20 protein-coding genes are annotated in these 23546 nt (G+C 59.8%); 8 read left to right on the forward strand and 12 right to left on the reverse strand.

What is annotated here, in order from left to right; genetic code table 11:
• The first annotated feature begins 81 nt into the window (after positions 1-81).
• Positions 82-1197, forward strand: a complete 1116-nt coding sequence (locus GOB81_RS08615) for an Mrp/NBP35 family ATP-binding protein (protein WP_173570011.1) — start codon at positions 82-84, stop codon at positions 1195-1197.
• Between the two features lie 4 nt (positions 1198-1201).
• Here GOB81_RS08615 and GOB81_RS08620 read toward each other — a convergent pair whose 3' ends face one another.
• Positions 1202-1648, reverse strand: coding sequence for a hypothetical protein (locus GOB81_RS08620; protein ID WP_173570012.1), 447 nt, complete (start codon positions 1646-1648; stop codon positions 1202-1204).
• Positions 1649-1752: 104 nt separating this feature from the next.
• Positions 1753-2628, reverse strand: a complete 876-nt coding sequence (locus GOB81_RS08625) for a 4-(cytidine 5'-diphospho)-2-C-methyl-D-erythritol kinase (RefSeq protein WP_173570013.1) — start codon at positions 2626-2628, stop codon at positions 1753-1755.
• Positions 2629-2855: 227 nt separating this feature from the next.
• On the opposite strand from GOB81_RS08625, the gene GOB81_RS08630 reads away from it, so the two are divergent.
• Entirely contained in the window at positions 2856-3779 is a 924-nt protein-coding gene (locus tag GOB81_RS08630) for a DMT family transporter (protein WP_173570014.1), read from the forward strand.
• Between the two features lie 25 nt (positions 3780-3804).
• Here the strand turns inward: GOB81_RS08630 and GOB81_RS08635 are convergent, their stop codons facing one another.
• Together GOB81_RS08635 and GOB81_RS08640 are read right to left on the reverse strand one after the other, a co-directional pair.
• Complete coding sequence (locus GOB81_RS08635; protein ID WP_173570015.1) at positions 3805-5805, reverse strand: transglycosylase SLT domain-containing protein; 2001 nt, start codon at positions 5803-5805, stop codon at positions 3805-3807.
• 163 nt (positions 5806-5968) lie between these two features.
• Entirely contained in the window at positions 5969-6814 is an 846-nt protein-coding gene (locus GOB81_RS08640) for a uracil-DNA glycosylase (protein ID WP_173570016.1), read from the reverse strand.
• A 303-nt stretch (positions 6815-7117) separates the two neighbouring features.
• Here GOB81_RS08640 and GOB81_RS08645 point away from each other — a divergent pair, with 303 nt between their 5' ends.
• From GOB81_RS08645 to GOB81_RS08660, 4 genes are all read left to right on the forward strand, one after another.
• Positions 7118-8923 carry a tetratricopeptide repeat protein gene (locus GOB81_RS08645; protein WP_173570017.1) on the forward strand — a complete coding sequence of 602 codons (1806 nt, stop codon included), beginning with the start codon at positions 7118-7120 and terminating at the stop codon, positions 8921-8923.
• Between the two features lie 159 nt (positions 8924-9082).
• Positions 9083-9706: a methyltransferase family protein gene (locus GOB81_RS08650; RefSeq protein ID WP_173570018.1), complete on the forward strand. Its 624-nt coding sequence runs from the start codon at positions 9083-9085 to the stop codon at positions 9704-9706.
• A gap of 513 nt (positions 9707-10219) precedes the next feature.
• On the forward strand, positions 10220-10618 hold the full coding sequence (locus tag GOB81_RS08655) for a GlcG/HbpS family heme-binding protein (RefSeq protein ID WP_173570019.1): 399 nt from the start codon (positions 10220-10222) through the stop codon (positions 10616-10618).
• A 20-nt stretch (positions 10619-10638) separates the two neighbouring features.
• A complete protein-coding gene (locus tag GOB81_RS08660; protein WP_173570020.1) occupies positions 10639-11856 on the forward strand; it encodes an MFS transporter in 1218 nt (405 codons plus the stop codon).
• Between the two features lie 166 nt (positions 11857-12022).
• Here GOB81_RS08660 and purU read toward each other — a convergent pair whose 3' ends face one another.
• Positions 12023-12901, reverse strand: a complete 879-nt coding sequence (gene purU, locus GOB81_RS08665) for a formyltetrahydrofolate deformylase (RefSeq protein WP_173570021.1) — start codon at positions 12899-12901, stop codon at positions 12023-12025.
• Positions 12902-13961: 1060 nt separating this feature from the next.
• Here purU and GOB81_RS08670 point away from each other — a divergent pair.
• Positions 13962-14948, forward strand: coding sequence for an alpha/beta hydrolase (locus GOB81_RS08670; RefSeq protein ID WP_173570022.1), 987 nt, complete (start codon positions 13962-13964; stop codon positions 14946-14948).
• Between the two features lie 38 nt (positions 14949-14986).
• Here the strand turns inward: GOB81_RS08670 and GOB81_RS08675 are convergent, their stop codons facing one another.
• From GOB81_RS08675 to GOB81_RS08700, 6 genes are all read right to left on the reverse strand, one after another.
• Positions 14987-15496 (reverse strand): hypothetical protein, encoded by a 510-nt coding sequence (locus tag GOB81_RS08675; RefSeq protein WP_173570023.1) that lies wholly within the window; start codon positions 15494-15496, stop codon positions 14987-14989.
• Between the two features lie 66 nt (positions 15497-15562).
• Complete coding sequence (locus GOB81_RS08680; protein WP_173570024.1) at positions 15563-17449, reverse strand: N-acyl-D-amino-acid deacylase family protein; 1887 nt, start codon at positions 17447-17449, stop codon at positions 15563-15565.
• Between the two features lie 192 nt (positions 17450-17641).
• Complete coding sequence (locus tag GOB81_RS08685; protein ID WP_173570162.1) at positions 17642-18157, reverse strand: hypothetical protein; 516 nt, start codon at positions 18155-18157, stop codon at positions 17642-17644.
• A 206-nt stretch (positions 18158-18363) separates the two neighbouring features.
• The gene (gene leuB, locus GOB81_RS08690; RefSeq protein WP_173570025.1) at positions 18364-19473 is read right to left on the reverse strand and encodes a 3-isopropylmalate dehydrogenase; all 1110 of its coding nucleotides are present in this window, start codon (positions 19471-19473) and stop codon (positions 18364-18366) included.
• A gap of 35 nt (positions 19474-19508) precedes the next feature.
• Positions 19509-20801 carry a hypothetical protein gene (locus GOB81_RS08695; RefSeq protein ID WP_173570026.1) on the reverse strand — a complete coding sequence of 431 codons (1293 nt, stop codon included), beginning with the start codon at positions 20799-20801 and terminating at the stop codon, positions 19509-19511.
• Positions 20802-20911: 110 nt separating this feature from the next.
• Positions 20912-22192 (reverse strand): hypothetical protein, encoded by a 1281-nt coding sequence (locus GOB81_RS08700; RefSeq protein ID WP_173570027.1) that lies wholly within the window; start codon positions 22190-22192, stop codon positions 20912-20914.
• Positions 22193-22294: 102 nt separating this feature from the next.
• On the opposite strand from GOB81_RS08700, the gene GOB81_RS08705 reads away from it, so the two are divergent.
• The gene (locus GOB81_RS08705) at positions 22295-22897 is read left to right on the forward strand and encodes a DNA-3-methyladenine glycosylase I (RefSeq protein ID WP_194299858.1); all 603 of its coding nucleotides are present in this window, start codon (positions 22295-22297) and stop codon (positions 22895-22897) included.
• Positions 22898-22922: 25 nt separating this feature from the next.
• Here the strand turns inward: GOB81_RS08705 and ybaK are convergent, their stop codons facing one another.
• Positions 22923-23402 carry a Cys-tRNA(Pro) deacylase gene (gene ybaK, locus GOB81_RS08710; protein ID WP_173570028.1) on the reverse strand — a complete coding sequence of 160 codons (480 nt, stop codon included), beginning with the start codon at positions 23400-23402 and terminating at the stop codon, positions 22923-22925.
• Positions 23403-23546: the final 144 nt, after the last annotated feature.

The raw sequence follows: 23546 nt of genomic DNA on the forward strand, positions 1-23546 counted from the left end.
ACATTTTGGCGACCTCACATCTGGTCTCGGCAGGAATTTGACGTCATATACCCCTCCACAGCAGACAAAAGAGGCGGCGTCATGGCGATGCAAAACGATCCTTCCCGCGAAGATATCGAGAAGATCATCGGAGGCGTGACGGATCCGGTTACGGGGCATTCACTGCTGGACGCCGGTCGTGTCGAATCCTGCATGGTCGAAAATGGTCGCATCCGCGTCACTCTCGCCGTTTCCGCGACCGCCGCGGCGGGCATGGAAAAGGCCGCGTCGCTTGCGGAAAAGGCTCTGGACACGGCCTTCGCCGGATGGCGCTCCAGCGTGCTTCTCACCGCTCACCGTGCCCCCGCCGCACCGACGGCCCCAGCGGGAGGTGGTCACCGACCACTGGGTGGCGTGGGCGCCAAGGGCACGGAAAGCGGCCCCCTGCTGCCACAGGTAGGGGCCGTGATCGCGATCGCCTCGGGAAAGGGGGGAGTCGGTAAATCCACGACTGCCGTAAATCTGGCGGCAGGACTGGTGCTGGAAGGTCTCTCGGTCGGCCTGATGGACGCCGACATTCATGGACCCTCGCTGCCGCGCATGCTCGGGGTCAAGGGTAAGCCGGAAGTCCGTGACGGCAAACTGCTGCCTGTCGAGGCATGGGGTCTGCGCGCCATGTCGATCGGGATGCTCGTGGACGAGACACAGGCGATGGTCTGGCGTGGCCCGATGGTCATGGGCGCCATAAGCCAGCTTCTGGGTGACGTCTCATGGGGCGCGCTGGATGTGCTGGTGGTCGACATGCCGCCCGGCACGGGGGACGCCCAGCTGACCCTTGCGCAGAAAGCCGTCCTGAACGGCGCCATCATCGTCTCGACGCCACAGGACATCGCCCTGCTTGATGCGCGGCGTGGCGTGACGATGTTCGAGAAGACCCACGTTCCCGTTCTCGGGCTCGTGGAAAACATGTCCTATTTCTGCTGCCCGAACTGCAACCACCGCACCGAACTGTTCGGTCATGGTGGGGCTCGTGACGAGGCCGCACGCCTGGGCGTGCCGTTTCTGGGTGAGATTCCGCTCCTCGCGGATATCCGTTCCAGCTCGGACGCGGGCACACCGATCGTCGTGGACGCACCAGACAGCGAAGCGGGGCGAGCCTATCGGGCGCTGGCGGCCGGAGTCGCGGCAGTGATCAGGAAATTGCCCCGCAGACGCTAACGTCTCAGTTGGCAGGCCCTGAAGCTTTCAGCGTTGCATCATTAAGCTGCTGATGAAGCGTCAGGCCTCGCGCCAGCTTCGATGAGTCAGCCGGCGTCAGTGCGAGACCCACCGGGCCATAGGCCGGGTGCTGGAAGGCGAGAACCGAGCCCTGCGATGCGGAATCAAGCTGGAGCGCCCAGTGTGTGCGGCGCACGGGGATGAACGATACACCTTCAAGGGAAGGCACTTCCGCTCCGACCATGACCTGATGGACAGCCCCGAGCGCCGCAATCAGGCTGGCAACCTGCTCCTCCGTCAAATCCATGACGATCTTCTTGCGTCCGGAGGTGATTTCCAGACTGGCTTGCTGGCGATCGTCCGACGGCGTGATGTGGATATGGGGCGCCTTCACCCGTTCGACGGAGGGGTTGGTGAACTCAGGGTCCGGAATGGTCGTTTTCTTGCTCATAGCCGCCACAGTCTCTTGTTGTTTGTTGATCTGGCATCAAGCGCGGATATCAGTATATCCGTCTCAGAATAAAGTAACGTGACCAATAAAGCGATTACAACGTTTCAGACTCGCTCGCGCAAGACTGACCCGGCCCAGATCCACCACGGATAGGCTTCGCGGCGCAGGGCATCCGCAGCTTTCCCGGCGTCTTCCTCTGAATTAAACAGCCCGAAACAGGTCGCGCCGGAACCGCTCATTCGGCTGAACTGACACCCGGGCAGAGCGGCAATGACATCCAGCACCATGCTGATGGCTGGACACAGGGTCCGGGCTGGCGGCTCAAGGTCATTGGTAAGACGGGCCAGATCAGCCGTCATGGCCGCGACTGTCGGCCACGCTGCCGGAAGAATGGCCTCCGGTGAAAAAGCGGCGTTGCGCGTCCTGAAGATCGCCGGCGTCGCGATGGCATCGCCACAATTCACGAGGACCATGCCGCAGGCTGGCAGAGCTGGGGCCGGGGCAAGCTGCTCCCCGATTCCGCGCATCCGTGTCGAACGCTGGACCAGACAGACGGGAACATCCGCACCCAGACGCGCCGCTATGGCAAGCAGGCGTTCCTGCGGCGTGTTGAGTGCCCAGGCACGATCCAGCAGCCGCAGAGTGGCGGCGGCATCGGCGGACCCACCCCCGATCCCCGAAGCGACGGGAAGATTTTTCTCAAGAACCAGCCGTCCGGTAAGAGCGACATCGGTGCCCTCAGCCAGAAACCGGGCTGCGCGCATGACGAGGTTGTCGTCCGTCGCATCGTCGGCGAGTTTCATGCCGAAGGGACCGGTCAGGTCCAGCGTCAGGGGAGAGCCGGAAGGCTCATAGATGAGCCGGTCCGCAGCGCCTGCGAATACGGCGAGGCTGTCGAGGAGATGATATCCGTCGGGACGCCTGCCGGTCACATGGAGATAAAGATTGATCTTGGCGTGGGCGGTTTCAATAAGGCTCACGGGTCTGTCCGGCTGCTGTTGGGTCTCCGGAAAAAAGCTTTAGCGCAGGTTCGGAGCGGGGGCGAGGTGGCACGATACGTATTCCACATATCTCCTGCCCCATAATATATTGCGGAAACGCAATGATACAGTATTTCCGCCCGCATCCTCACGTATTACAACCCCCATACCGACTGGAAGCCTCCGCTTCAGGAGGGCGGATCACCACGCACGACAACAGGGCAATCATGATTCCACGTAAGGAACCAGACGTCAGGGCCGTTCTGATCATGACGGCACTCTGCGCCATCTGGGGCGTGCAGCAGGCCGCCATCAAATCCGTTGCCGACGACATGACTCCGATCCTGCAAATTGCCGTCCGTTCCGGTATGGCAGTGCTGTTGATCGTGGCCCTCCTCCTCTGGCAGCGGCAGCTTCACAAGCTCCGCGAAGTGCCGTTGCCGGCCGCGCTGGGGATCGGCGGCCTGTTTGCCATGGAGTTTCTGTTCGCGGGAGAAGGGCTGCATTTCACCAGCGCCGCCCATATCTCGATATTCCTCTACACCGCTCCCATCTTCATTGCCCTCGGCATGCACTGGAAGCTGCCGGAAGAGCGGATGAGCCCCCTGCAATGGAGCGGAATCGGACTGGCTTTCCTCGGGGTCGCCGTTTCTTTTCTGGGAAAGGCCTCACCCACAACCGCACAGGATTTTCCTCTGGGATGGGTGGGCGATCTGCTGGGTATTCTTGGCGGCGTCACATGGGCCGCAGCCACCATGCTGATCCGGTTTTCGCCGCTTGCTTACGCTCCGGCGACCGTCACCCTGTTCTGGCAGCTTGTCGGGGCCTGTGGCCTGCTGTCACTGGCAACGATTATTCTGGGGCAGACTGATGTCCATTACACGCCAGCGCTCGTTGCCGACCTCAGCTTTCAGGTCATCGTCATATCGTTCGCCAGTTATCTGGCGTGGTTCGGGCTACTGCGTATCTATCTGGCGTCCCGCCTCGGCGTGCTCGCGTTTCTCACCCCACTCTTCGGCATCACTTCCGGCGTGGTGTTTCTGCATGAGCCCCTTGATCCGGCGTTCATCCTGGGAGCCGTGATGATCATGGGCGGCATCATGATGGTCAATGGCCAGACATTGCTGAAAAGGCGATTTCGAACGGCCTGATCACTCATGACCAGAGCGATTTCGCTCAGTGAATCGTCCGGGACGCAGAGGCCACGGAAGCCATGTGCCAGCGGGATGTCGCCAGATTCAGTTCGGCCCCGAACCCTGGCCACTCACCATCGGCAAGGGCTTCCAGCGACGGTGTCGGCAGGTCCAGACGGTCCGCGTAGGTCCAGAGATAGGAGAATGCCTGCGTGACATAGGCACGGGTCTGCGCGTTCGGTAGCCGTTCCATGTACAGCAGCGGGTCTTCCGAGACGCCGGCGCCGGTCTCCCAATGATAGATCGCACCCGGCCCTGCATTGTAACTCGCCAGAAGACGGATCAGATCGCCACCCTCCGGCGCGCTCTGACCGGCCCAGCTGAGGTGGGCCAGATACTTCACGTAACGCTGACCGATCTCCAGATTCAGGCCCGGATCGTGGAGCGCCTGCGGGAAGGATGAAAAGCGGTCTGCCTGACCGGTGACGAAACCAGCGGTTCCGGGCTGGATCTGCATGAGGCCATGCGCCCCTGCACCTGAGACGGCTCCGGGATCGAAATTCGATTCCAGACGGGTGAGCGCATATACGAGAGCCGGATCGACGGTGAAACCGTGACGCGGATGCAGCGCCGGGAGCGGCAACTGCTCACCGTGACGCCCTGAAGCCTGCTCCATCGACTGGATGGAATCCGCCATCTCCAGCGCCAGATCGTTCAGTCCCGCGGCCTCGGCCACCAGTTGCAGCGACCGCGCCAGCGCCTCGTCATGCACGACTTTGGGCCAGTAGCGGCGGAGCGCCATTTCGGCCCGCTCCTGTTCGCCCACCTGCAACAGCGCGAAGACGCGGCGACCGATCGGTGTGGCAGACACGGCCTCAACGTCGATTTCCGTCAGCAGCGGATCGGAAGGCGCGGTCTCGGCGGACATTTCAAGCGCGGCCTCCTGAACGACCCCGGCTCGCAACCGGTGGCGGGGGGCGCGCTCCATGATCCGTCGCGCCAGAAGACCGTAGAAACTCGTGGGGGCGGCCTGCGCCCGTTGCAGCCAAGGCCGGAAAGAGGTCATCTCGCCGAGCGCCTGATGGCCGCGCGCCGCCCAGAAGGCCGCTGCCGAAATGAGATCCGGCGTTGCGAGCGGCGCGCGTGAAGCCTTCTCGAACAGCACCACCGCCTCGGCTTTGTGGTCCTGCGACCATGCGGCTAGACCAGCCATGTATGCGGGCAGGCCGACCTTGCCGCCGCCACGCTCAAAAGCTTCGCGTCCAATCCGCTCGGCATCGGCGTATGCCCCCTGACTCAGCAGGGACTGGGCAACCTCGCCGCCCAGATGGGCCGCATAAGGGGGCGTCATCCCGGGCGTGATGGCCACGAGATGCAACGCGCTCTGTGCCCCCTTCACGCCCATGGACGCCCGTTCCGCAATGGTGTGGTCCAGAAGCGCATTTCGGATGAAAGCCCGTCCGACAGCACCGCTGGCCAGCCCGGCGTTGGTGCCCCCGAGCATGGCGCTGGATGGTGTGGGGGGAAGCGGCGCCGTGCCGCGCTCCGACAGGGAGGCCAGCCGCGCATAGACGGCAGGTGCATCGGCCATGTCCGCGTTGTCATGCAGCCAGCGCCGCAGTTCTGCGCCAGTCGGGTGATAAGATGGACTGAGAAAGCGCTCGGCCAGAAGGTCCGCCAGCAGAGTGGCGTCCGTCAGACGTGTCGTGCTCGACAGTGCCTCGCTGAACGCGCCCTGACGCTGGAGCCGGAAAATCGACCGTACGAGTGTCGCCATATCGGAGGAAAGAGGCCGCGGCAGGGTGACGTTTGCCTCCCGTGTCTGGTCGTCCAGACGGGAAGAAGCGGCCAGCATGGCCACCTCTTCGCTGCCGTGTCCGCCATCGGCGCCAGCCCCGACAGGTTGGGATAAGCCATCGTCTCTCGACATCGGCGCGACCTGCACAGGCCGCGCGCTGGCAAAGGAAGCCCCTGTCAGAAGTGCGGCTCCGGCAAGCAGAAACCGGGAGGCGATCGAGTGGGAAATCTGTCCAATGGGTCGCATAGTGGCGGCGGTCTATAAGTTCCCACCTGAAAAAGCAAGCTTTGCCTAAAGCAGCCGAGGGGCGGCACGTGGAACATATAAGGCAACCGCTTGAATTTCCGTGATTAACACCTGTGGTCAAGACCCTCTTCTACCATGATCTATTCCTGAACGACTGCCATTATTATTCCATCATTACGTCAGCATCACCGGCAATATCATCAAGTGTTACCGCCAGTAACAGAAGGTCGTCCCATATCTCACGGCGAGCTGAAGCCCCTGCGCGCAACTGGGAGGGGTGGCGCGTCGCCAGAACCGGCTTGTCCATGCCGCCATTCTCCTCCAGCGAGGCGATGCGCCAGCAACCCCGCGCTCTGGCAGGATTAACGTCGGGTCCCAGAAGCATCCGCACCGCCAGACCACCACACAGAAGCAGCCGCTCGGGTCTGTGGACCACTATACTTCTGAGAAGGAACGGCCTGCACAATTCAACCTCCGCGGGTGAAGGCGGCCTTCCTCCCGGGGGGCGCCAGGGAATGGCCGGGGACAGGACCATGTCCTTCCGATGCAGCCCGATCGAGGCCAGCATCCGGTCGAGCAGCCCCCCCACGTGCCCCGAAAAGACTTCTCCGCTCCGATCCTCATCGGCATCGGGTGCGTCTCCGATCACCATGACCCGCGCACCCACCGGGCCGCGTGCCAGCACCGTATTCGTCGCCGTGCCACGCAGGCTACAGGCCGTAAAACCATCAATCGCAGCACCAAGCGCCTCGACGGTACCGATGCCCGCCAGCGCCTTATCGGTCGCTTCCGACGCCGAAACAGCGACAGGCATCGGAGTGATGTCCGGCAACCGGCGGCTGACAGGCTCTGCGAGAGGCACCTGCGCCCGTTCAGCGACAGCAGTCCCCCGCGCGGCCTGCTCCTCGCGGAACGCGGCGAAACGATCATGCGACTCCTCATCGAGCAGCACATCGACGCCCCACTCCATCTGCAACTCAAGCAGTGCCGCAACCGCTCCAGCGTCCATCGTTACTCTCCGCACGGGTCGTCCCCTTATGGTGCACCCTCTATAGAGAGTGCACCGCCATTCGTCCTCCCCCGCCACACCACGGAGAAAACACGGCTTGCTGGCCCCCTGCCAAACACCCCATGACACGCAGACATTCAGACCCCGGACAGTCCGCACATCTTTTCTTCACGCCTATCCCGCCACACCAGACCTCAGGTGCCGGTTGGCCTATCCGGTTGGCCGGGTTACATCTTCCACAAGGCTACAACAGGCCGGGGACAATTTCCCCTCCATCCATCGCCTCAAAGGTACACCACTGCCATGCCAATACGTCCGGTCCTGCCTGTCCTGCTGCTGGCTTCTCTCCTGTCCAGCACCGCGATAGCCGCCGGGCATACAGCCGTCCCGCCCGCCGAGACCCGGAAGGCACCATCGACGCAACCCGTCATTCCCCTGGATGCACCGGATTTTCTGGTGGGGCTCGTGGCCGCCCGCGCTGACGATTATGCCGTCTCCGCCCGAGCCTACAGCGCAGCCCTCGCGGCGGACCCGAACAATTCCGAACTTCTGAGGCAGGCCTTTTCGGAAGCCGCCCTCGCCGGAGCCCCCAATGCCGCCGAACTGGCCCGCAAGACGATTGCGCGACCGGCCGGAAAATCTATTCTCACGGCCTTCGTGCTCGGCAATGATGCGGTGCTGCATGACCGCTGGACGGAAGCGGCACAGGCCTACGGGACCATGCCGGTAGACGCGCTGACCAACATTCTCTCACCGCTGCTGCAGGCATGGTGCCTCGCTGGCGAGAAGAAATATACCGATGCGATCAGCCTTCTCACCTCTCCCGCCCGCGCCATCTCTCCTGCCGCGCCGTTCTATGTCGGCCACGCGGGCCTGATCGCCGCTCTGGCGGGTGACACCACGCAGGCGAAAAAACTCTACGACAAGGCCGCGACGCTATTTCCCGGCAGCGACCTCCTGATGAATCGCGCCCGTGCCAATCTGCTGTGGCAGACCGGCCATCAGAGCGAGGCACGCGACCTGCTGCGCGCCACGACCGGCACCGATACCATCCTGTCCCTTGCCGAACCGGAATTGCAGGAGTCGATTGATACCTCCCCCATCTCGTCGGCGAAGGACGGCGTGGCTCATGCCTATGTGCTGGTCGCCTTCATCCTGAGGCAGCAGGCCCTGCATGCACCCGAAGCGGAAAGCATGCAGCAGATCAACGTCGCCTCCGCGATGATGCTGCGGATGGCTCTGTCCCTCGACCCGTCGCTCGGCATCGCCCGGCTCATGCTTTCTGAAATCGAGGAAAGCCTCGGCCACAGGAACATCGCCATCGCCGTCCTCAAGGATGTGCCGACGACAAACCCGCTGACCCGCGTCGCGCAATACAGCGTCGCCCTGCTTCAGGACCAGACCGGCAACCGGGATGAAGCCCGCAAGACGCTGGAAAGCCTGTCGCATGATGCGCCGACCCTCGTCCTGCCGATCCGCGCCCTCGGCACGCTCCTGTTCGAAAGCAAGGACTGGCCGGGCGCGATCACCGCTTTCAGCAAGGCGATCGACAATGCCCGCGCCAGCCACACGCTGGACTGGAGTCTCCTGTTCGAGCGCGCCGCCGCCTATGAGCGGGCAGGCGACTGGAACAAGGCGGAAGCGGATTTGCAGGAAGCCCGCAAGATGGTCCCTGACGAACCGCTGGTGCTCAATTTTCTCGGATATGGCTGGATCCAGCGTGGCCTGCACATGAAGGAAGCCCAGGACCTTCTGCAACGCGCCCTTTCACTTGACCCCGACGATGCCGCCATCCGCGACAGTCTGGGATGGGCTTTTCTGCGCAACGGCAACCTGAACCGGGGTTCAGAACTGCTCGAACATGCCGCCGAACAGACCCCCCTCGATCCCGAAGTCAATTATCACCTCGGCGTGGCATACTGGGATATGGGCCGCAAGACCGAAGCCATCGATCAGTGGAACGTCGCGCTGGGCCTCAAGCCCGAAGCGGACGACAAAACCCGCATCGAGAACGCCCTCAATTTCGCCAAGACATCTGAGACCAACACGAAGTTTCCAATCAAGGATTCGCCTGTCACTCCGCCGGGCCCCGTGACAGGCAGCAACTGAAACGCAGCCTTCCCCTAATCGCTCCGGCTATTTCCTTCTCCTCTCTGGGGGAAGGAAATAGCTGGCTGCGCTTTAGCTAAAAGATCCCTGCAGTCGAAACTAAAAATTTACATATTCGTTACATAAAGACATGCACAGTAACTGCGTGGCAATATCAGCATGTCTTCTCTTATGGCACGCACTTCATTTATCGAGCTTACGGAACGACTCTTCCTGCTCGGCATGAGTAGCTATTTCATTCATGTGAATTATGCTCCCGTATTCGTGCAGCACAGTTTCGTGGCGTTTCTGTACCTGACGGAAGCGCTCTTCGACACGGTCTTCACACTTTGCCGCAAACCCGGAAAGATCAGCCTGTCCAAAGAAGACTGGACGGTCGCTGTTCTCGGGACCTATGGCTCGCTGCTCGTCGTGGCGAACCCGGGCGTCCATCCTCTTGCGCCGCTGTTCCTGTGCGGCCCACTGGCGCTGACCGGTCTTCTGCTGAGCCTTTCCGCCAAACTGTCACTGAGAAGAAGCTTCGGAATCATTGCCGCAGTGCGCCCGATCAAAACATCTGGTCCCTACCGGCTTGTCCGGCATCCGATGTATTTTGGCTACCTGCTGCTCAATCTGGCTTTCCTGATGCAGTATCCCACGCTCTGGAATCTGGGCGTTCTCTCCTTCACATGGGGAATGCAGTTCCTGCGAATCCGGGCCGAAGAACGCCTCCTGTCCACGCAAGTCCCCTGGCAAGTCTGGTCATCCGGGGTGCGCTGGAAGCTTATTCCGTTCGTCTTCTGAACGAAAAGCGTTGGAAAAGCAGTTGCGCCTGCGAATCTCCTTCTTTCTTCCTCTCACGCATACAACCAGTGAGTTTCCAGCGTTCCTCCGAAAGATTCGCACGAAAAACCTCTCGTACCCTCGGGGATCCAAGCACCCAAACTGACCCGTCTGCACGTCACTGACGATCATGCGGAACAGAGGCCCCTTCCCTCCCGCTCTGCCAGATTATCAGTCAAAACGTCCAATACCCGCCTGAAGAGCTTCATCGAAAAGATTTACCCGCGAAGCTCTCTGCTCCGATATCCACTGGATCGGTATCGGGGCTGTATGACCGTGACGTGGCGCTGATCAGTATCCGCTCACTGCGCCAGCCCCGACGAAAGCAGGGCTGCATGGCGATGGTGACAAGGAGACTTCACGCCGCTTTCATCCAGTGATGTTGAATAAATCGCTATTTCACGATCCGCTGTATTCCATCACCCGTCAGTCTCATTAGCTTACATCTTTTTCACGGAATTCAAGGTCGACAGAATGAAACTTTCCCTTGCCTCCGCCATGATCGACGCCGCTCTTGCAGAAGCCCGGACGCTGAACGTGACCGTTTGCGTCACAGTCGTAGATGCTGCCGCATGGCCCGTCGCTTTCGCGCGCATGGATGGCGCCCCTCTCGGCGTCATTGATGTCAGCAGCAAAAAAGCGAAAACCGCAGTCCTGTTTCAGATGGACAGCGAAGCCTTCGGCAAGATCGCCCACCCCGACGGCGTTGCCTATTCTCTGGAAAACACCAATGGAGGCCTCACCAGCTTTGGAGGCGGCGTGCTTCTGAAAGCGCTGGACGGCAGCATCGCCGGTGCCATAGGTGTGTCCGGCGCCACCACGGAAGACGACATCGCCATTGCCCGCGTGGCCGCCCGCATCCTGTCAACCTGACAGCCTCACCCGGACCTCTCATGACCACAGATACCGCATCGACAGAATTCGCCCCCGTGCCGGTCCCTCCGCCTCACGGCACGGCCGCTGCCTTCCTGATCCTGACTTTTGGAACATTCGTGGTCGGAACAGGCGAATTCGCTATCATGGGAATGCTCCCCGAATTCGCCTCATCGCTTAATCTCTCCACGGCCGATGCCGGCTACGCCATCACAGCCTACGCCCTCGGCGTGGTGTTCGGCGCACCGCTCATCACCATCCTCGGCGCACGTCTCTCGCGGCGTGAACTGCTCCTGTCGCTCTATGTGCTGTTCTGCCTCGGCAATCTGCTGAGCATCGCCATGCCGACACCCGGTCTCATCGAAGTGGGTCGTTTCGTCACCGGCCTGCCACATGGCGCGCTTTTCGGCATCTCAGCGCTCGTTGCCGCCTCCATGGTCGATCATTCACGCCGGGGCTGGGCCGTTGGTCGGGTCTTGTCCGGCATCGCCATCGCAACCCTTGTCGGCGCGCCGTTCTCCACTTTCGCCGCCCACCATTTCGGCTGGCGCATCTCCTATCTCATCATCGCCTTTTGCGGTCTCGCCACCTTCGCGGGTGTCTGGCGCTACATCCCCGCCGACATCCCCAACCGCAGGAATTCCCCCGTCAGGGAGATTACCGCGTTGTTCAATACGCAGGTCATGCTGACCCTCCTGACCGCCGCGATCGGCTTCGGCGGCATGTTCACAATCTATACCTATCTCACCAGCGTTCTTCAGGATGTCACCCATGTCCCCGAATGGGAGATCATGGTGTTCATGGTGGTCTGGGGGGGCGGGATGCTGGTGGGCGCAAACGTCGGGGCGTGGCTGGTTGACCGCAACCTTTCGCTTGCTGCCATCATTGCGCTGAGCGGAAGCGCCATCGCCATGCTCGCCTTCCCGCTGGTGCTCCATAACCCATACGCGCTCATGCTGGTCGTGTTTCTGATCCCGACCTTCGTAAATGCCCTCGGACCGGCATTGCAGACGCGCCTGATGGATTTTGCCGGAGACGCGCAGACTCTGGCCGCATCGCTCAATCACTCGGCCTTCAACGTCGCCAATGCGATGGGCGCATCCATGGGAAGCGCCCTTCTGGCCGCACAATACAGCTACGGTTCACTGGGGATCGGCGCCGCCATGCTCTCCGCAGGCGGCCTTCTGGTCTATCTCGCGGCTCTTGCCCTGCTGAAACGCACAGTCGTCCCTGCGTAACATCCCATTGATAAGGAGACGCGGTTTTCCAGTTTACGAAGACTGCCGCGTTTCCACGAACTGGGAACCGACATTGAAAAAACGGCTCTCATGGACACGGTTAACCCCGTCTTCCGACGGGGAGTAAAGCCAGAGCGAACGCACCGGTCGAACCATCCACCGGACTTCAGGATGTGAACACGATGGTCTTGTTGCCGTTCATGACCGTGCGCATCTCGATATGATAGCGGACAGCGCGCGCCAGCACGCTCCGTTCGATGTCACGTCCTTTGCGGATCAGATCTTCGGGGCTGTCAGCATGCGAAATCCGCTCTACATCCTGTTCGATGATCGGCCCTTCATCAAGATCGCTGGTCACATAATGGGCCGTAGCCCCGATCAGCTTCACCCCGCGGTCATAAGCCTGATGATACGGACGTGCGCCCTTGAACCCGGGCAGGAACGAGTGATGGATGTTGATGCATTTGCCTGAAAGTGCTGCAGCCATCTCGTTCGACAGGATCTGCATGTAACGCGCCAGAACCACCAGTTCCGCGCCACTTTCCCCGACCAGAGCAAGAATCCGGGCCTCCTGCTCCGCTTTGGCACCCTTCGCGACCGGAAGATAATGGAAAGGTATGCCGTAGAAATCTATATCCCTGTAGATTTCTTCAGGATGGTTGGCGGCGATCCCGACCGGGTCTATCGGCAGTTCCCCTATCCGCCAGCGATAAAGCAGATCGACAAGGCAATGGTCGAACTTCGAAACAAGGATCATTACCTTCGGCCGATAGGACTGCCGGTTCAGCCGGTAGCTCATCGACAGGTTTTCCGCGACATCCGCGATGACACCGCGCAGATCAGCCTCTGACTGCCCCTCCCGCACAATGTCGAACATGATGCGCATGAAGAAACGGTCGCTGCTGACATCGTTATATTGCTGCGATTCCGTGATATTCGCGCCGACCTCGAACAATATCCGGCTGAGCGTAGCGACAATCCCGGAACGATCCGGGCAACTCAAGGTGAGAATATAGCCTCGGGCAGTGGGTGAAAGCATTGTCATGCGATAAGACCTGATAGTTCCGGTAAGAGTAGTCCGTGCGGAGAGTAAGAGTTGGCAAAGCGGCGCGACTTCAACCTGAGACGTATCAGCCTCTTTGGACATTTATCCCGTCCTCGCCGCCCTTCACACCTTAATTCTGGCGGTTTCAGGAGATACCTTTCCCGTCGTTTGTCATAAAGGCAACTGGTGTGCGGTCCGTAAAGCATCAGATTACCTTCCGGCGTATGCGCCACACCTGAAAGCACAAAATCCACAACCGGCTTTTCTACAAAGCCCCTATCCCCATGTTTCAGAAAAGCAGCCTTTGCCTCGGCCTGCTTCTCTATGCCGTCAGCGCACCTGCCTCCTCGTGGCCATCGGGCTGCATGCACATCCCCCAGCTTCCGACACGGCAATCGTTTTCGTTACATGGGTCAGAACCACCGACAAACCGCCGTCCGGCGTGCAGAGATGACGGGATGAAGTCCTGAAACTCTAGTGCAGCGGCCTCATCCGGGCCGTTATTGCCAGCGGTGAAATCGAGAACCAGATGACGTGAATAAACCCGCGACCATGAACCACCACCTTAAGAACGCCTATGACGAATACTCGCAACGTCAGGCGACGACGGACAATATTGCCAATCAGCTATCCCGGCAGCAGCTCGATGTGTCCAGACAAACGCGGGATTGGGCTACGCAGACAGCAGCCGGTTCGCCAAAGGCATGCCGATAGCCCTCACCACGAAAGACCCGACCGGCAGCAACACGCACCGGACGACCGTAACGACGTCCCGGATTCTGTATAAAATCCGTCCTGTCAGGCCGTCTGCCTGTGGTTGCCCTCATGGCCCGCGCTGAGTTCGTCCTGCGGCCAATGCGGCTTTCAGAGTGCGCCCCCCCCTCCCGGGTGGCGGTGCGATGGATCTTTACGCGGTTCTGAGAGAAAGCGGTGGATTGCCATTCCATGATCTGTTCTCCCCGTCCTGCCAGAGCGGAGGCGCATCGTCCCACCCGCTTTGCCAGCCACCATTTCCTGTGACACCTTACATTTCCTCAAAAAGGAGAAGATCGGCTTCATCATGTCGATATCGCGAAGGAAGATCACACTGCACGGCGCTGCCGCACTGGCTACGGCGGCCATGGGTGGATGCACCGACCGACACTCCCGCCGGAATGCAGTGGAAATGGCTTATCCGGACATCGCGCTGCCGACAGGGGACGATCATATTCCGCTCTGGCCGGATACTCCTCCGGGTGGAGGCGGACCACAGGGTGCGCCGCGTCTTTCCCACTACGGGGCCATGACCCACATCGCCACACCAATCATCAGCGTGCATCGCCCCGCCCGCCCCAATGGCGCGGCGGTGATCGTGGCTGCCGGAGGTGGCTATCGCTATCTCCAGATGATGAAGGAAGCCGTCCGACCGGCGGAATGGCTGAACTCCCTCGGAATAACCGCCTTTATCCTCATCTACCGCCTGCCCGATGAAGGCTGGAAAGTCGGCAGACTGGCGCCTTTTCAGGATGCCCAACGGGCAATCAGGCTGGTCCGTTTCCATGCCGCGACTTTCGGCATTGATCCCGATCGTATCGGCGCCCTCGGCTTTTCCGCAGGGGGCCACCTGCTCGGGATGTGCGCCATACGGCCGGAATGGAAGACTTATGAGCCCGTTGACGCCGCCGATGCCCAGTCTCTCGGCCTCTCGCTCACAATGCTGGCCTACCCCGTCATCACGCTGGAACCACCTTACCAGCGCACCGCCACACGCCGTTCACTGATCGGCAACGTGCTGGACCAGCGCCAGTGCGCAGACTGGTCTGTCCAGACATACGTCCGCCCCGGCGATCCACCCTTCTTTCTGGTGCAGGCCGCCGATGACCGCATCTCAAGCCCGGCCAACACAGAAATTCTCGAAGATGCCTGTTACCACGATGATGTGCCGGTAGTGAGGCACCTGTTCCCGACCGGAGGACATGGCTTTGGCATGGGACGCCCCGGCCTGCCCTGCTCGGCATGGCCCGGCATGGCGGCAGACTGGATGCGGGGACGAGGCTTTATCGCCTGAGCGACCGCAGTCAGCCCGGTCCCTGTTATTTTGCCTCGTTATTTTTCCGGCGAAACTTCGATATTCTCCACATGCTCATAAGCATGCGTGTCGCCGCTCCATCGCCATACCGAGCGTGTTGCCCCCCCCATAGCGAATGCAAGGTCGTTCACGGCCTGATTCTTCGATGACAGCACGGCAATGCTGGTGGCGTTATCCTGCCAGAGAATTCTGTCATTCCCGTCCAGCACGGTGATGCTGTTTTCTTCCGGTGCATAACATGCACCATCCTGCACGATGATAGCGCGCGTGCCCTTCAGCTTTTCCCCGAGATTCAGGGCAGCAATTTTCGGCGTAACACTCTTGCCGCATTCATCAACATATTTGCCCTTCTGTTCTTCAAGGGTGCTGATGTGCTTGAGAGAATCGATATCAGATTCCTTGACCGCACGCCCGTCTTTGGCCGTGAGTCCTTTCGCCTGTTCGATTTCGTGCGTGAAATCTTCCGCCCGGGCGGGGCAGGTGAGCGTCATCGCTATGGCGCAGGCGAGAATCCCGAATCGTTTCATTCCGTCCTTCCTTGTTGCATGACACTTATACCAGAAATATCTGCACATGCCTCGGGACAGAGGCCGTCAAATCGTCTTCTCCACACCATTATTTCCGGCTCGCAGCACCTTGCCATACGCGACAGCACCAAGATCCTTCGTATGGGCGCCCTCACTCCACACCCGGGCTCCGGAGACCATCACCTCACGCACGACGCCCTCCGGGCGGTTCACCATCTGTCGGCACCCGAGGTCATCGCTCTCAAGCATTTTATTCGTCTCCTCCGGTTTCCACTTTCGCAGAGCAACCGGATCAATCACGCACAGGTCGGCCTTCGCCCCCACCCGCAACACGCCGACATCCAGATCAAGGAACGCGGCAGGCTGGGATGTCAGGCGGCGCACGCCCTGCGCAACACGCTGCAACCCATCTTCCTGAGCGATTTTGAGAGTGCGAAGGTTGCCGTCATAGAAAGCAATATTCGCAAGATGAGCACCACTGTCATTAAAACCGGGCAAAGTGAGGGGATGAAAGAGAATCTTCTTCAGGAGGGCAGGATTCCTGTTGGCAAACACGGTTTCCCACCGCAGGTCCGTATCCCACGCGCGGAGAAGATGAATGAGAAATTTTGCATCATCCTTAACCGGATCAGGAAAAGTTCTGAAAAACAGCTCTTCTTCCCAGTCGGTCGAACCGATACACCCACTTGAAGCCTGCCAGCGAAGCAGTCTGTGGTAAGGCTCGGCCAGCGTCTCTCCACACCAGTTTGGAAGAGGGCAGTTCACAACACGCATATCGGACAGGCTACGCGTCAGGACCACATGATCGAGCCGCAGGAGGCGCAGGAGCCGCGCGAGAGAAACCCCGCTCTTGCCCCGCATCCACATCCTACGAAATGCAGAAGCCCATTTCGGATCACTCATGATCCGCAGACGTCCTGCCCTGTCATCCAGCTCCAGTTCATTCAGGGCACGAAGTTCAGGAACCTCATCCGCAACAGGATTGATCGCACCGTCACTCCAGATGCGGAAAGGCGCAGACAGAGCCTGAAAGTGAAAATTTCCTCCCACAGCACGCGAATTCAGGATTTTCGACAGAAGCAGGCATAAATGCCAGGCGAGCCGGTTGGTGCTCAGATCCAGCGCCGCCAGAACCGTCGTCCGCAAGGGACGACCATATAATCGGCTGCTGGTCAGCAGGAAACCCCGAACAGCGGCCACAACATCGTCCTTGGGTGGCGTGGCCTGCCACACGCGCCCATGTCTCCTCACGATCGAGAGAAGACGCTTGAGTTCCGAAAAACCCGCGTATTGTGTTGGAATCTTGTTTTTCTTGTGCGGTGCGTTTGCCAGAAAATGGAACGGCAGGGCGTCTGTCGAAAGACCGACATACCCTTCGCCCATCGCCGTCTCGACCAACTGCACCATGTGCTTCATTTCAGCCCTGTCGGGCTTGCGGGAAATCGATCCATCCAACCCCATCGCTTCGATCCGCACCATGGAATGGGGCAGCAGCGGGACGACATTGGCGCCAAGAGGCAATGCATCGAGATGGTCCAGATAACTGCGCGAACTGGTCCATGTGCAGCGACCCGCAATTTTTTCCAGCACTGTCTTGGGAATATTCTCGACACGGGCAAAGCAGTCGACGATGGGGTCTCCCCCTCCACTGCGCTGGTTGCCATACGTGACCCCGATCGAGCAGTTGCCTATGACAACAGTCGTCGTTCCGTGACGGACCACTTCCGGCAATCCCGGCGAGAGTTCCACTTCAAGATCGAGATGGGTGTGAATATCGAGCAGCCCGGGCATCAGCCACAGACCACGACATTCGACTTCCGTCGTGGCGTCCGAAACTTTCAGTCCTGTACCCATCTCGGCCACAATGCCGTCACGGACAAGAAGGTCAGTTTCGATGGGTGCATTTCCCAAACCATCGAACAGCAAAGCGTTCCTATAAACAGTCGCCGACAAGAACGCCTCCGAGACAGATGAAGGAATGAAGCTCTGCAATCGATACGCTATGGCAACCGCGCTTCACAGAACCAGACGCATGGGACGGCCCTGAGTTCCGCCGCATACAGATCATTCAGTTTTAACGTTTTTATCACATAGCCATGTAATTCACTTAACTGTTAGACCATATAACAGATATGGTCCCTATTCCTACTTCAGTTTTTCACGCATTTTCTGCCGCAGATCATTACACCGCTGGGTATAATGCGTTGCCCGAAATGCCGTAAAGAAATTGACGCAGAAAGCGGCAAGAAGAGAGAAGAAAGAGGCGGCTGTCAGGACCATTCCGGGAAGGGAAAATGTCTCGTCATAATGAGCGCCGGAATACCATAGCAGGCTAATGCTGAGGATGGCGCCCAGAAGACCAAAAACGCCGGTGGTCTTGAGCATGGAGTCCTCGACCTGCTCAAAATCCGAGGTCGTATGCCAGAGATCAAACAGCTCGCGGTCAATCTCACCGACCTTGTCCGCGTGGTCTTTCTTGTCTTTTTCCGTGATCTTGTGCGGATTTTTTCGATAGATCTCGAGTTCCTGCCGCGCCTTCGTAAACACATGTCGGCGTTCCTTGATCGCCGGGATGCTGATATCGACAAAACTCAGGATGGCGACGTTAAGACCGGCCGAAAGTTGAATAATGGCCTGAAAATCTCCCCAAGTCGTAGCCATCGCCCATCCCTTGCAGCGTTTATCCGTCACAGGGGATGCTTTGTAGCGGCAGGAGCGGGGGAGGCAGAAGGCCGTGTGGACATGGCTGCCATTCAGGGCAGAACACATCATGTGCGTCCTTTCCCTGCGGCCACAAAAAGATTTTCAAAAACAGGACTTCGGCAGGGTTTCATGGACGGACCCCATGAAACCCTGTCAGACCGATCTCAGTCGCTGAGCTTGTCCAGTTCACGGACGATGGCCTCGCCCATCACGTCCGTGCCGACGCGGGCTTTGCCTTCGCTCATGATGTCGGCGGTGCGCAGGCCTGTTGCAAGCACGGTGGAGACCGCGTTTTCAATCATCTCTGCTTCGGTCAGGAGGTTGAAGGAATAACGCAACATCATCGCCAGCGAGAGGATCTGCGCGATGGGGTTGGCGATGCCTTTGCCCGCAATATCGGGGGCGCTCCCGTGGATCGGCTCGTAGAGCGCCGGCATGCGACCGTCTGAGTGCTTCGCGCCAAGCGTGGCGGACGGCAACATACCGAGGCTGCCGGTCAGCATGGAGGCGAGGTCGGACAGGATATCGCCGAACAGGTTGCCGGTGACGATCACGTCGAACTGGCGCGGGTTGCGGACGAGCTGCATGGCGCAGTTGTCGGCCAGCATGTGCGTCAGCGTCACGTCCGGATATTCGCGGGCGTGGAGATCGGTGATGACCTCTTTCCACAGCAGGCCACTCTCCATGACGTTGTGCTTTTCGACGGAGCACACGCTGTTCTGGCGCTTGCGGGCCATCTCGAAAGCAACCCGTCCGACGCGCTCGATCTCGTGCGTCGAATAGACTTCCGTGTTGATGCCGCGTTTCTCGCCGTTCGGCAGCGTCTCGATGCCACGTGGATCGCCGAAATAGATGCCGCCCGTGCTTTCACGGACGATCATGATGTCGAGACCTTTCACGACATCAGGCTTGAGCGTGGACGCATCCACGAGGGCGTCGAACACCTTGGCCGGGCGGAGGTTCGCGAACAGCCCCAGTTCCTGCCGCAGTTTCAGGATGGCCACTTCCGGGCGCTTGTCGAAGCCGATATCCTTCCACTTCGGATCGCCGACCGAGCCGAACAGCACGGCGTCCGCCTCGCGGGCCTTGTCGATGACTTCCGGACGGATCGGCGTGCCGTATTCCGCCAGCGACGCGCCTCCAACGAGGTCTTCCGTAACATCGAAGGTAATACCACGCTTCCGGCTGAGCCACGCGGTCACGCGGGCAACCTCACGCATGATTTCGGGGCCGATGCCATCACCCGGGAGGATCAGCAGTTTCCTGGCGCTCATGACAATCTCCGGCGTCCTGTTGTTTGTCGCCGTATTTACCAGCCGGGCCGGGGGGATTCAATGCAGGGTCTGTGGGCACACCTGACGACCTCGAAAGTCGTATTAGGTCGCTCGGGAAACGTGAAATGCGACCCGTCTGGTGCTGTCTCGAATTTTTCCGCCAACGTGCTGAAATGATCATTAACCGCACGGGGAATATGCCAGTCGCCGGGAATGGCGATGAACACACAGGCTGCAAGCGCCATGCAGCTCACTCGTCTCGCCCACCCACGCGGCCCGGCAAAGGCCAGACTGACCATCACGACCAGCCAGAAAGTGATGGGAAGATAAAAATACCGCACGCCCGTCTCGGGGCGGGCAAGCCCCGCCCATGCTGGCATGTCGCCGCTGGAAACGGGACATATCAGGGAGGCGGCAAAGACCCCCGCCGTGAAGAGACCATACAGGAAAACAGCGCGAAAACGCAGGGAGGCGACCACGGCCAGCCAGCTGGCGACAAGGGTGAGCGCCCAGGGCAGCACATTGCTGCGCCAGAGAGGCAGCGCATACAGCCACTCAAGTCTGCGATGACCTAAAAGAGTTGAGCCGACAATCTGGCCGCCGAGTAAACGGGCCAGCGCGATCGGGTTCGCTCCAAGATTGGTGGTCACGCCACGCGCCTGTTGCCTGATGGAGTAATATTGAATGAGCGCGCCACAGAGCACGATGGCGAAACGGACGAGACGCGCCTTATCGGGCCTGAACCACGTGACCCACGCGGCAACAGGAAGCAGCAGAATGGCATAAGGCCCGCTTAAAGCGCCAAAGGCGAGCATCCCGCAGTCGAAAATCCAGCCACCCATGGTGCGGGGGGCAGAGGCTGCCACGATGAGGAAGGACAGGATCGCCAGATGCCACTGACTGTTGGTCAGGTTGGCATAGACTTCCATCGTGTTCGGCATGGCGCAGATCACGACGCAGATCACGAACCGCAGGGCGACGGAAGGGCACAGTGCGGCACAGCGGGATGAGAGGAAGTAGGCGGGAGGCAGGACCTGGAAAATGAAAGCCGCGATGGCAAAGATCAGCGGGCCGTCCTTCAGCGGAAAAAAGCTTGCGAGTAAACCGATGAACCGACTGTCGGTCTGAAAATACCCTGTGTGGGGGAAGAAAAGACTGCGGAAACCGTAATAATAAGCTTCCGGCCACCAGTTCCATCCGTCTTCGCCCCAGAAGGAGGGCTGGAGAAGAATCTCGGGCCAGCGAAGAAAGGTGAGCACCACAAAGAGCGCGATCCCTGCGATCAGCAAAGGCCGCGACGGTGTGAGCGATGAAGAGGAAGAAGACACACGCACCTTATGAATTGAATACGCCCTCACTACGGAAATGAGGGCCAGTGGGCCATCCCGACGTACGCCTGTTGTCCGCCATCGTCACCATACGTGACGGACTGTACGGATCATTTCCCCAGAATAAAATGCGTATTTGGACGCATCGGCAGGTCAATGAACCCGCCCGACGGCAGTGTTTCATATTTCTCGCTCAAAGCCGGGAAACCCCGATCCGGCTCGGCCGGCATGCGCCAATCATACGGGATGCCGACAAGCACGCAGACACCCAGCGCAATGCGAGCAAAATTACGTGCCGGGCTGGCTGAGGCCGCAAAGGAAAGCGTGACGAGCGTGACCAGCCAGAAGGTAATGGGAATATAGAAATACCGCACACTGGAATCGGGCAAGAGGAGCAGCTCCCACATGGGGGAAGCATCCCACGCCAGCGGACGCCAGAGTGATGCGGCAAGCACGAAAAAGGCGAACACTCCATACAGCCGAACCACCGGGAAACGCCGGCAGGCCTCGATCATCAGCCACACGCCTCCCAGTGCAAGGGTCCACGGCAGCATCCCATCCTTCCAGAGGGAAAGGGTGTAGAGGTGCGGCAGATGCAGATGCCCCACCAGGGTCGCCGCAATAATCTGTCCGGCGATCAGCCGCGCAAGCCCCGTAAGGCTGGCACCCAGATGCGGAGCAACATCCCGAGGCTGTTGCAGGATTGATCCTGCCTGAATGGCGGCACAGGCCAGCACAAGCCCAAGTCGGGCGAACCGCACCTTGTCGGGGCTGCTCCATGCAACCCATGCTGCGACCGGCACCAAAAACACGGCAAACGGCCCGCTTAAGCCGCTGACTATCAGCATGAGGCCGTCAAAAACCCATCCCGCCACCGTGCGCGGCGGCGAAGCCACGATAATGAGAAAGGCCAGAACGGCCAGATGCCACTGACTGTTGGTCAGATTGGCGTAAACCTCCCAGCAATTCGGCATGGCACAGAGGATGGCCCCGATGACGAACCGGAGAGCTGTCGAGGGGCAGAGCGCGGCGCAACGGGAGGATAACAGATACACCGGGGGCAGGATCTGGAAGATGAAAGCGGCAAGCGCGAAGATCAGTGGGCCGTCTTTCAGCGGAAAAGGAGCGGCCAGCAAACCGATGAGCCGACTATCAGTCTGAAAATAGCCGGTATGGGGCATGAACAGGCTTTGAAGACCGAACTTGCGGGCATCAGGCCACCAGAACCACCCATCCTCTCCCCAGAATGTCGGGTGAAGGAGGATTTCCGGCCAGCGCAGAAAGGTGATCAGGCTGAAAAGCGCGATACCGAGAAGGAGCGTCGGGAAGGAAGGGCCGTCTATGCGCAGGGTGTCAGCAAATAACGGAGCAGGTCGGCGAAGCAAGCGCATACAGGGCCCTTGGTAAAATCAGGAACAGCTTCCTAATATATCGCCGGGCGCATCGTCCAGTTCGGAAAAAATCGATCACGACCTGACAAAAGGGAAAACATATTGGAAACACTTGCAGGACGTGACGGACGACCACGCTGTGCATGGTGTGCCGCGACTACGACCTATGAGGCGTATCATGACACGGAGTGGGGTTTTCCTGTCTCCGATGACCGGAGGTTGTTCGAAAAGATTTGCCTGGAAGGATTTCAGGCCGGTTTGAGCTGGCGCACAATTCTGGAAAAGCGGGAGACCTTTCGGGAGGCTTTTTTCGGTTTCGATCCTGAACGTGTGGCGCGGTTCAATGAAAACGACGTTGAACGACTGCTGCAGAATCCCGGAATCATCCGGCATCGCGGAAAAATCGAGGCGACGATCAACAATGCCCGCCGTATGCCCGAGCTGCTGGAGCGGGAAGGATCGCTGGCGTCCTACATATGGCGCTTTGAGCCTCCCCGCCGGGACGTGCCGGAAGTGGTGACGGCAACACCGGCGTCGGTTGCCCTTTCAAAGGATCTGAAGAAGCGCGGCTGGCGTTTCGTGGGACCGACGACCGCCTATGCCTTCATGCAGGCGATGGGGCTGGTAAACGACCACGCCACAGGCTGCGCCATGCGGGCGGATGCTGAAGCGGCACGGGCGCGCTTTATCGTACCAACCCGCTAGGAAGCGCCTTTTCCCGCAGAACGGCTTATTCCGCCGCGACGTCCGCCACTTTCGCGTCGGTCAGCTTCACCACGTCAGCGGGAGAGATCCGCACGACAAACCCTTGATCGCCAGCATTGATGTAGACATGATCCTGATTCATGGCATCGTGAGAAATCACGAGGGGAATGGCCGTTTTCTGGCCGAAGGGACTCGTGCCGCCACCCTGATAGCCGGTCAGTTCATGCGCCTTTTCCGGACTCATCATGCGGGCATTACGTCCCCCGAAAAGCGCCGCGACCTTTTTCAGATTGAGCTTCTGATGAACGGGTGCGACGACACAGGCGGCCTGTTTTTTGTCGATCTCGACAACCAGTGTTTTCAAGACGCTGTCCGGGCTTGAGCCGAGCGCCTCCGCCGCCTGCATACCGATCGGACCACCTTCCGGCGCATATGAATATTCATGCAGGCTGTAGGGAACGGTCTGCTTCGCAAGAAAAGCAGTCGCGGCAGTGTCCTTCGTCACACTCTGTCTCCTGATCGGCGGCTATGCCTCAATGGACCCGTGTGGTGTCCCATGTGAGTTATGGGCACCACACCATTCCAGCCTGCATTTACCAACCCGTTCCCGGACAATGAAGCGCAGTTTTTCACGCGACCACGGGACGAA

Origin of the sequence: Acetobacter conturbans (assembly GCF_011516755.1) — a bacterium.
GTDB lineage: Bacteria > Pseudomonadota > Alphaproteobacteria > Acetobacterales > Acetobacteraceae > Acetobacter > Acetobacter conturbans.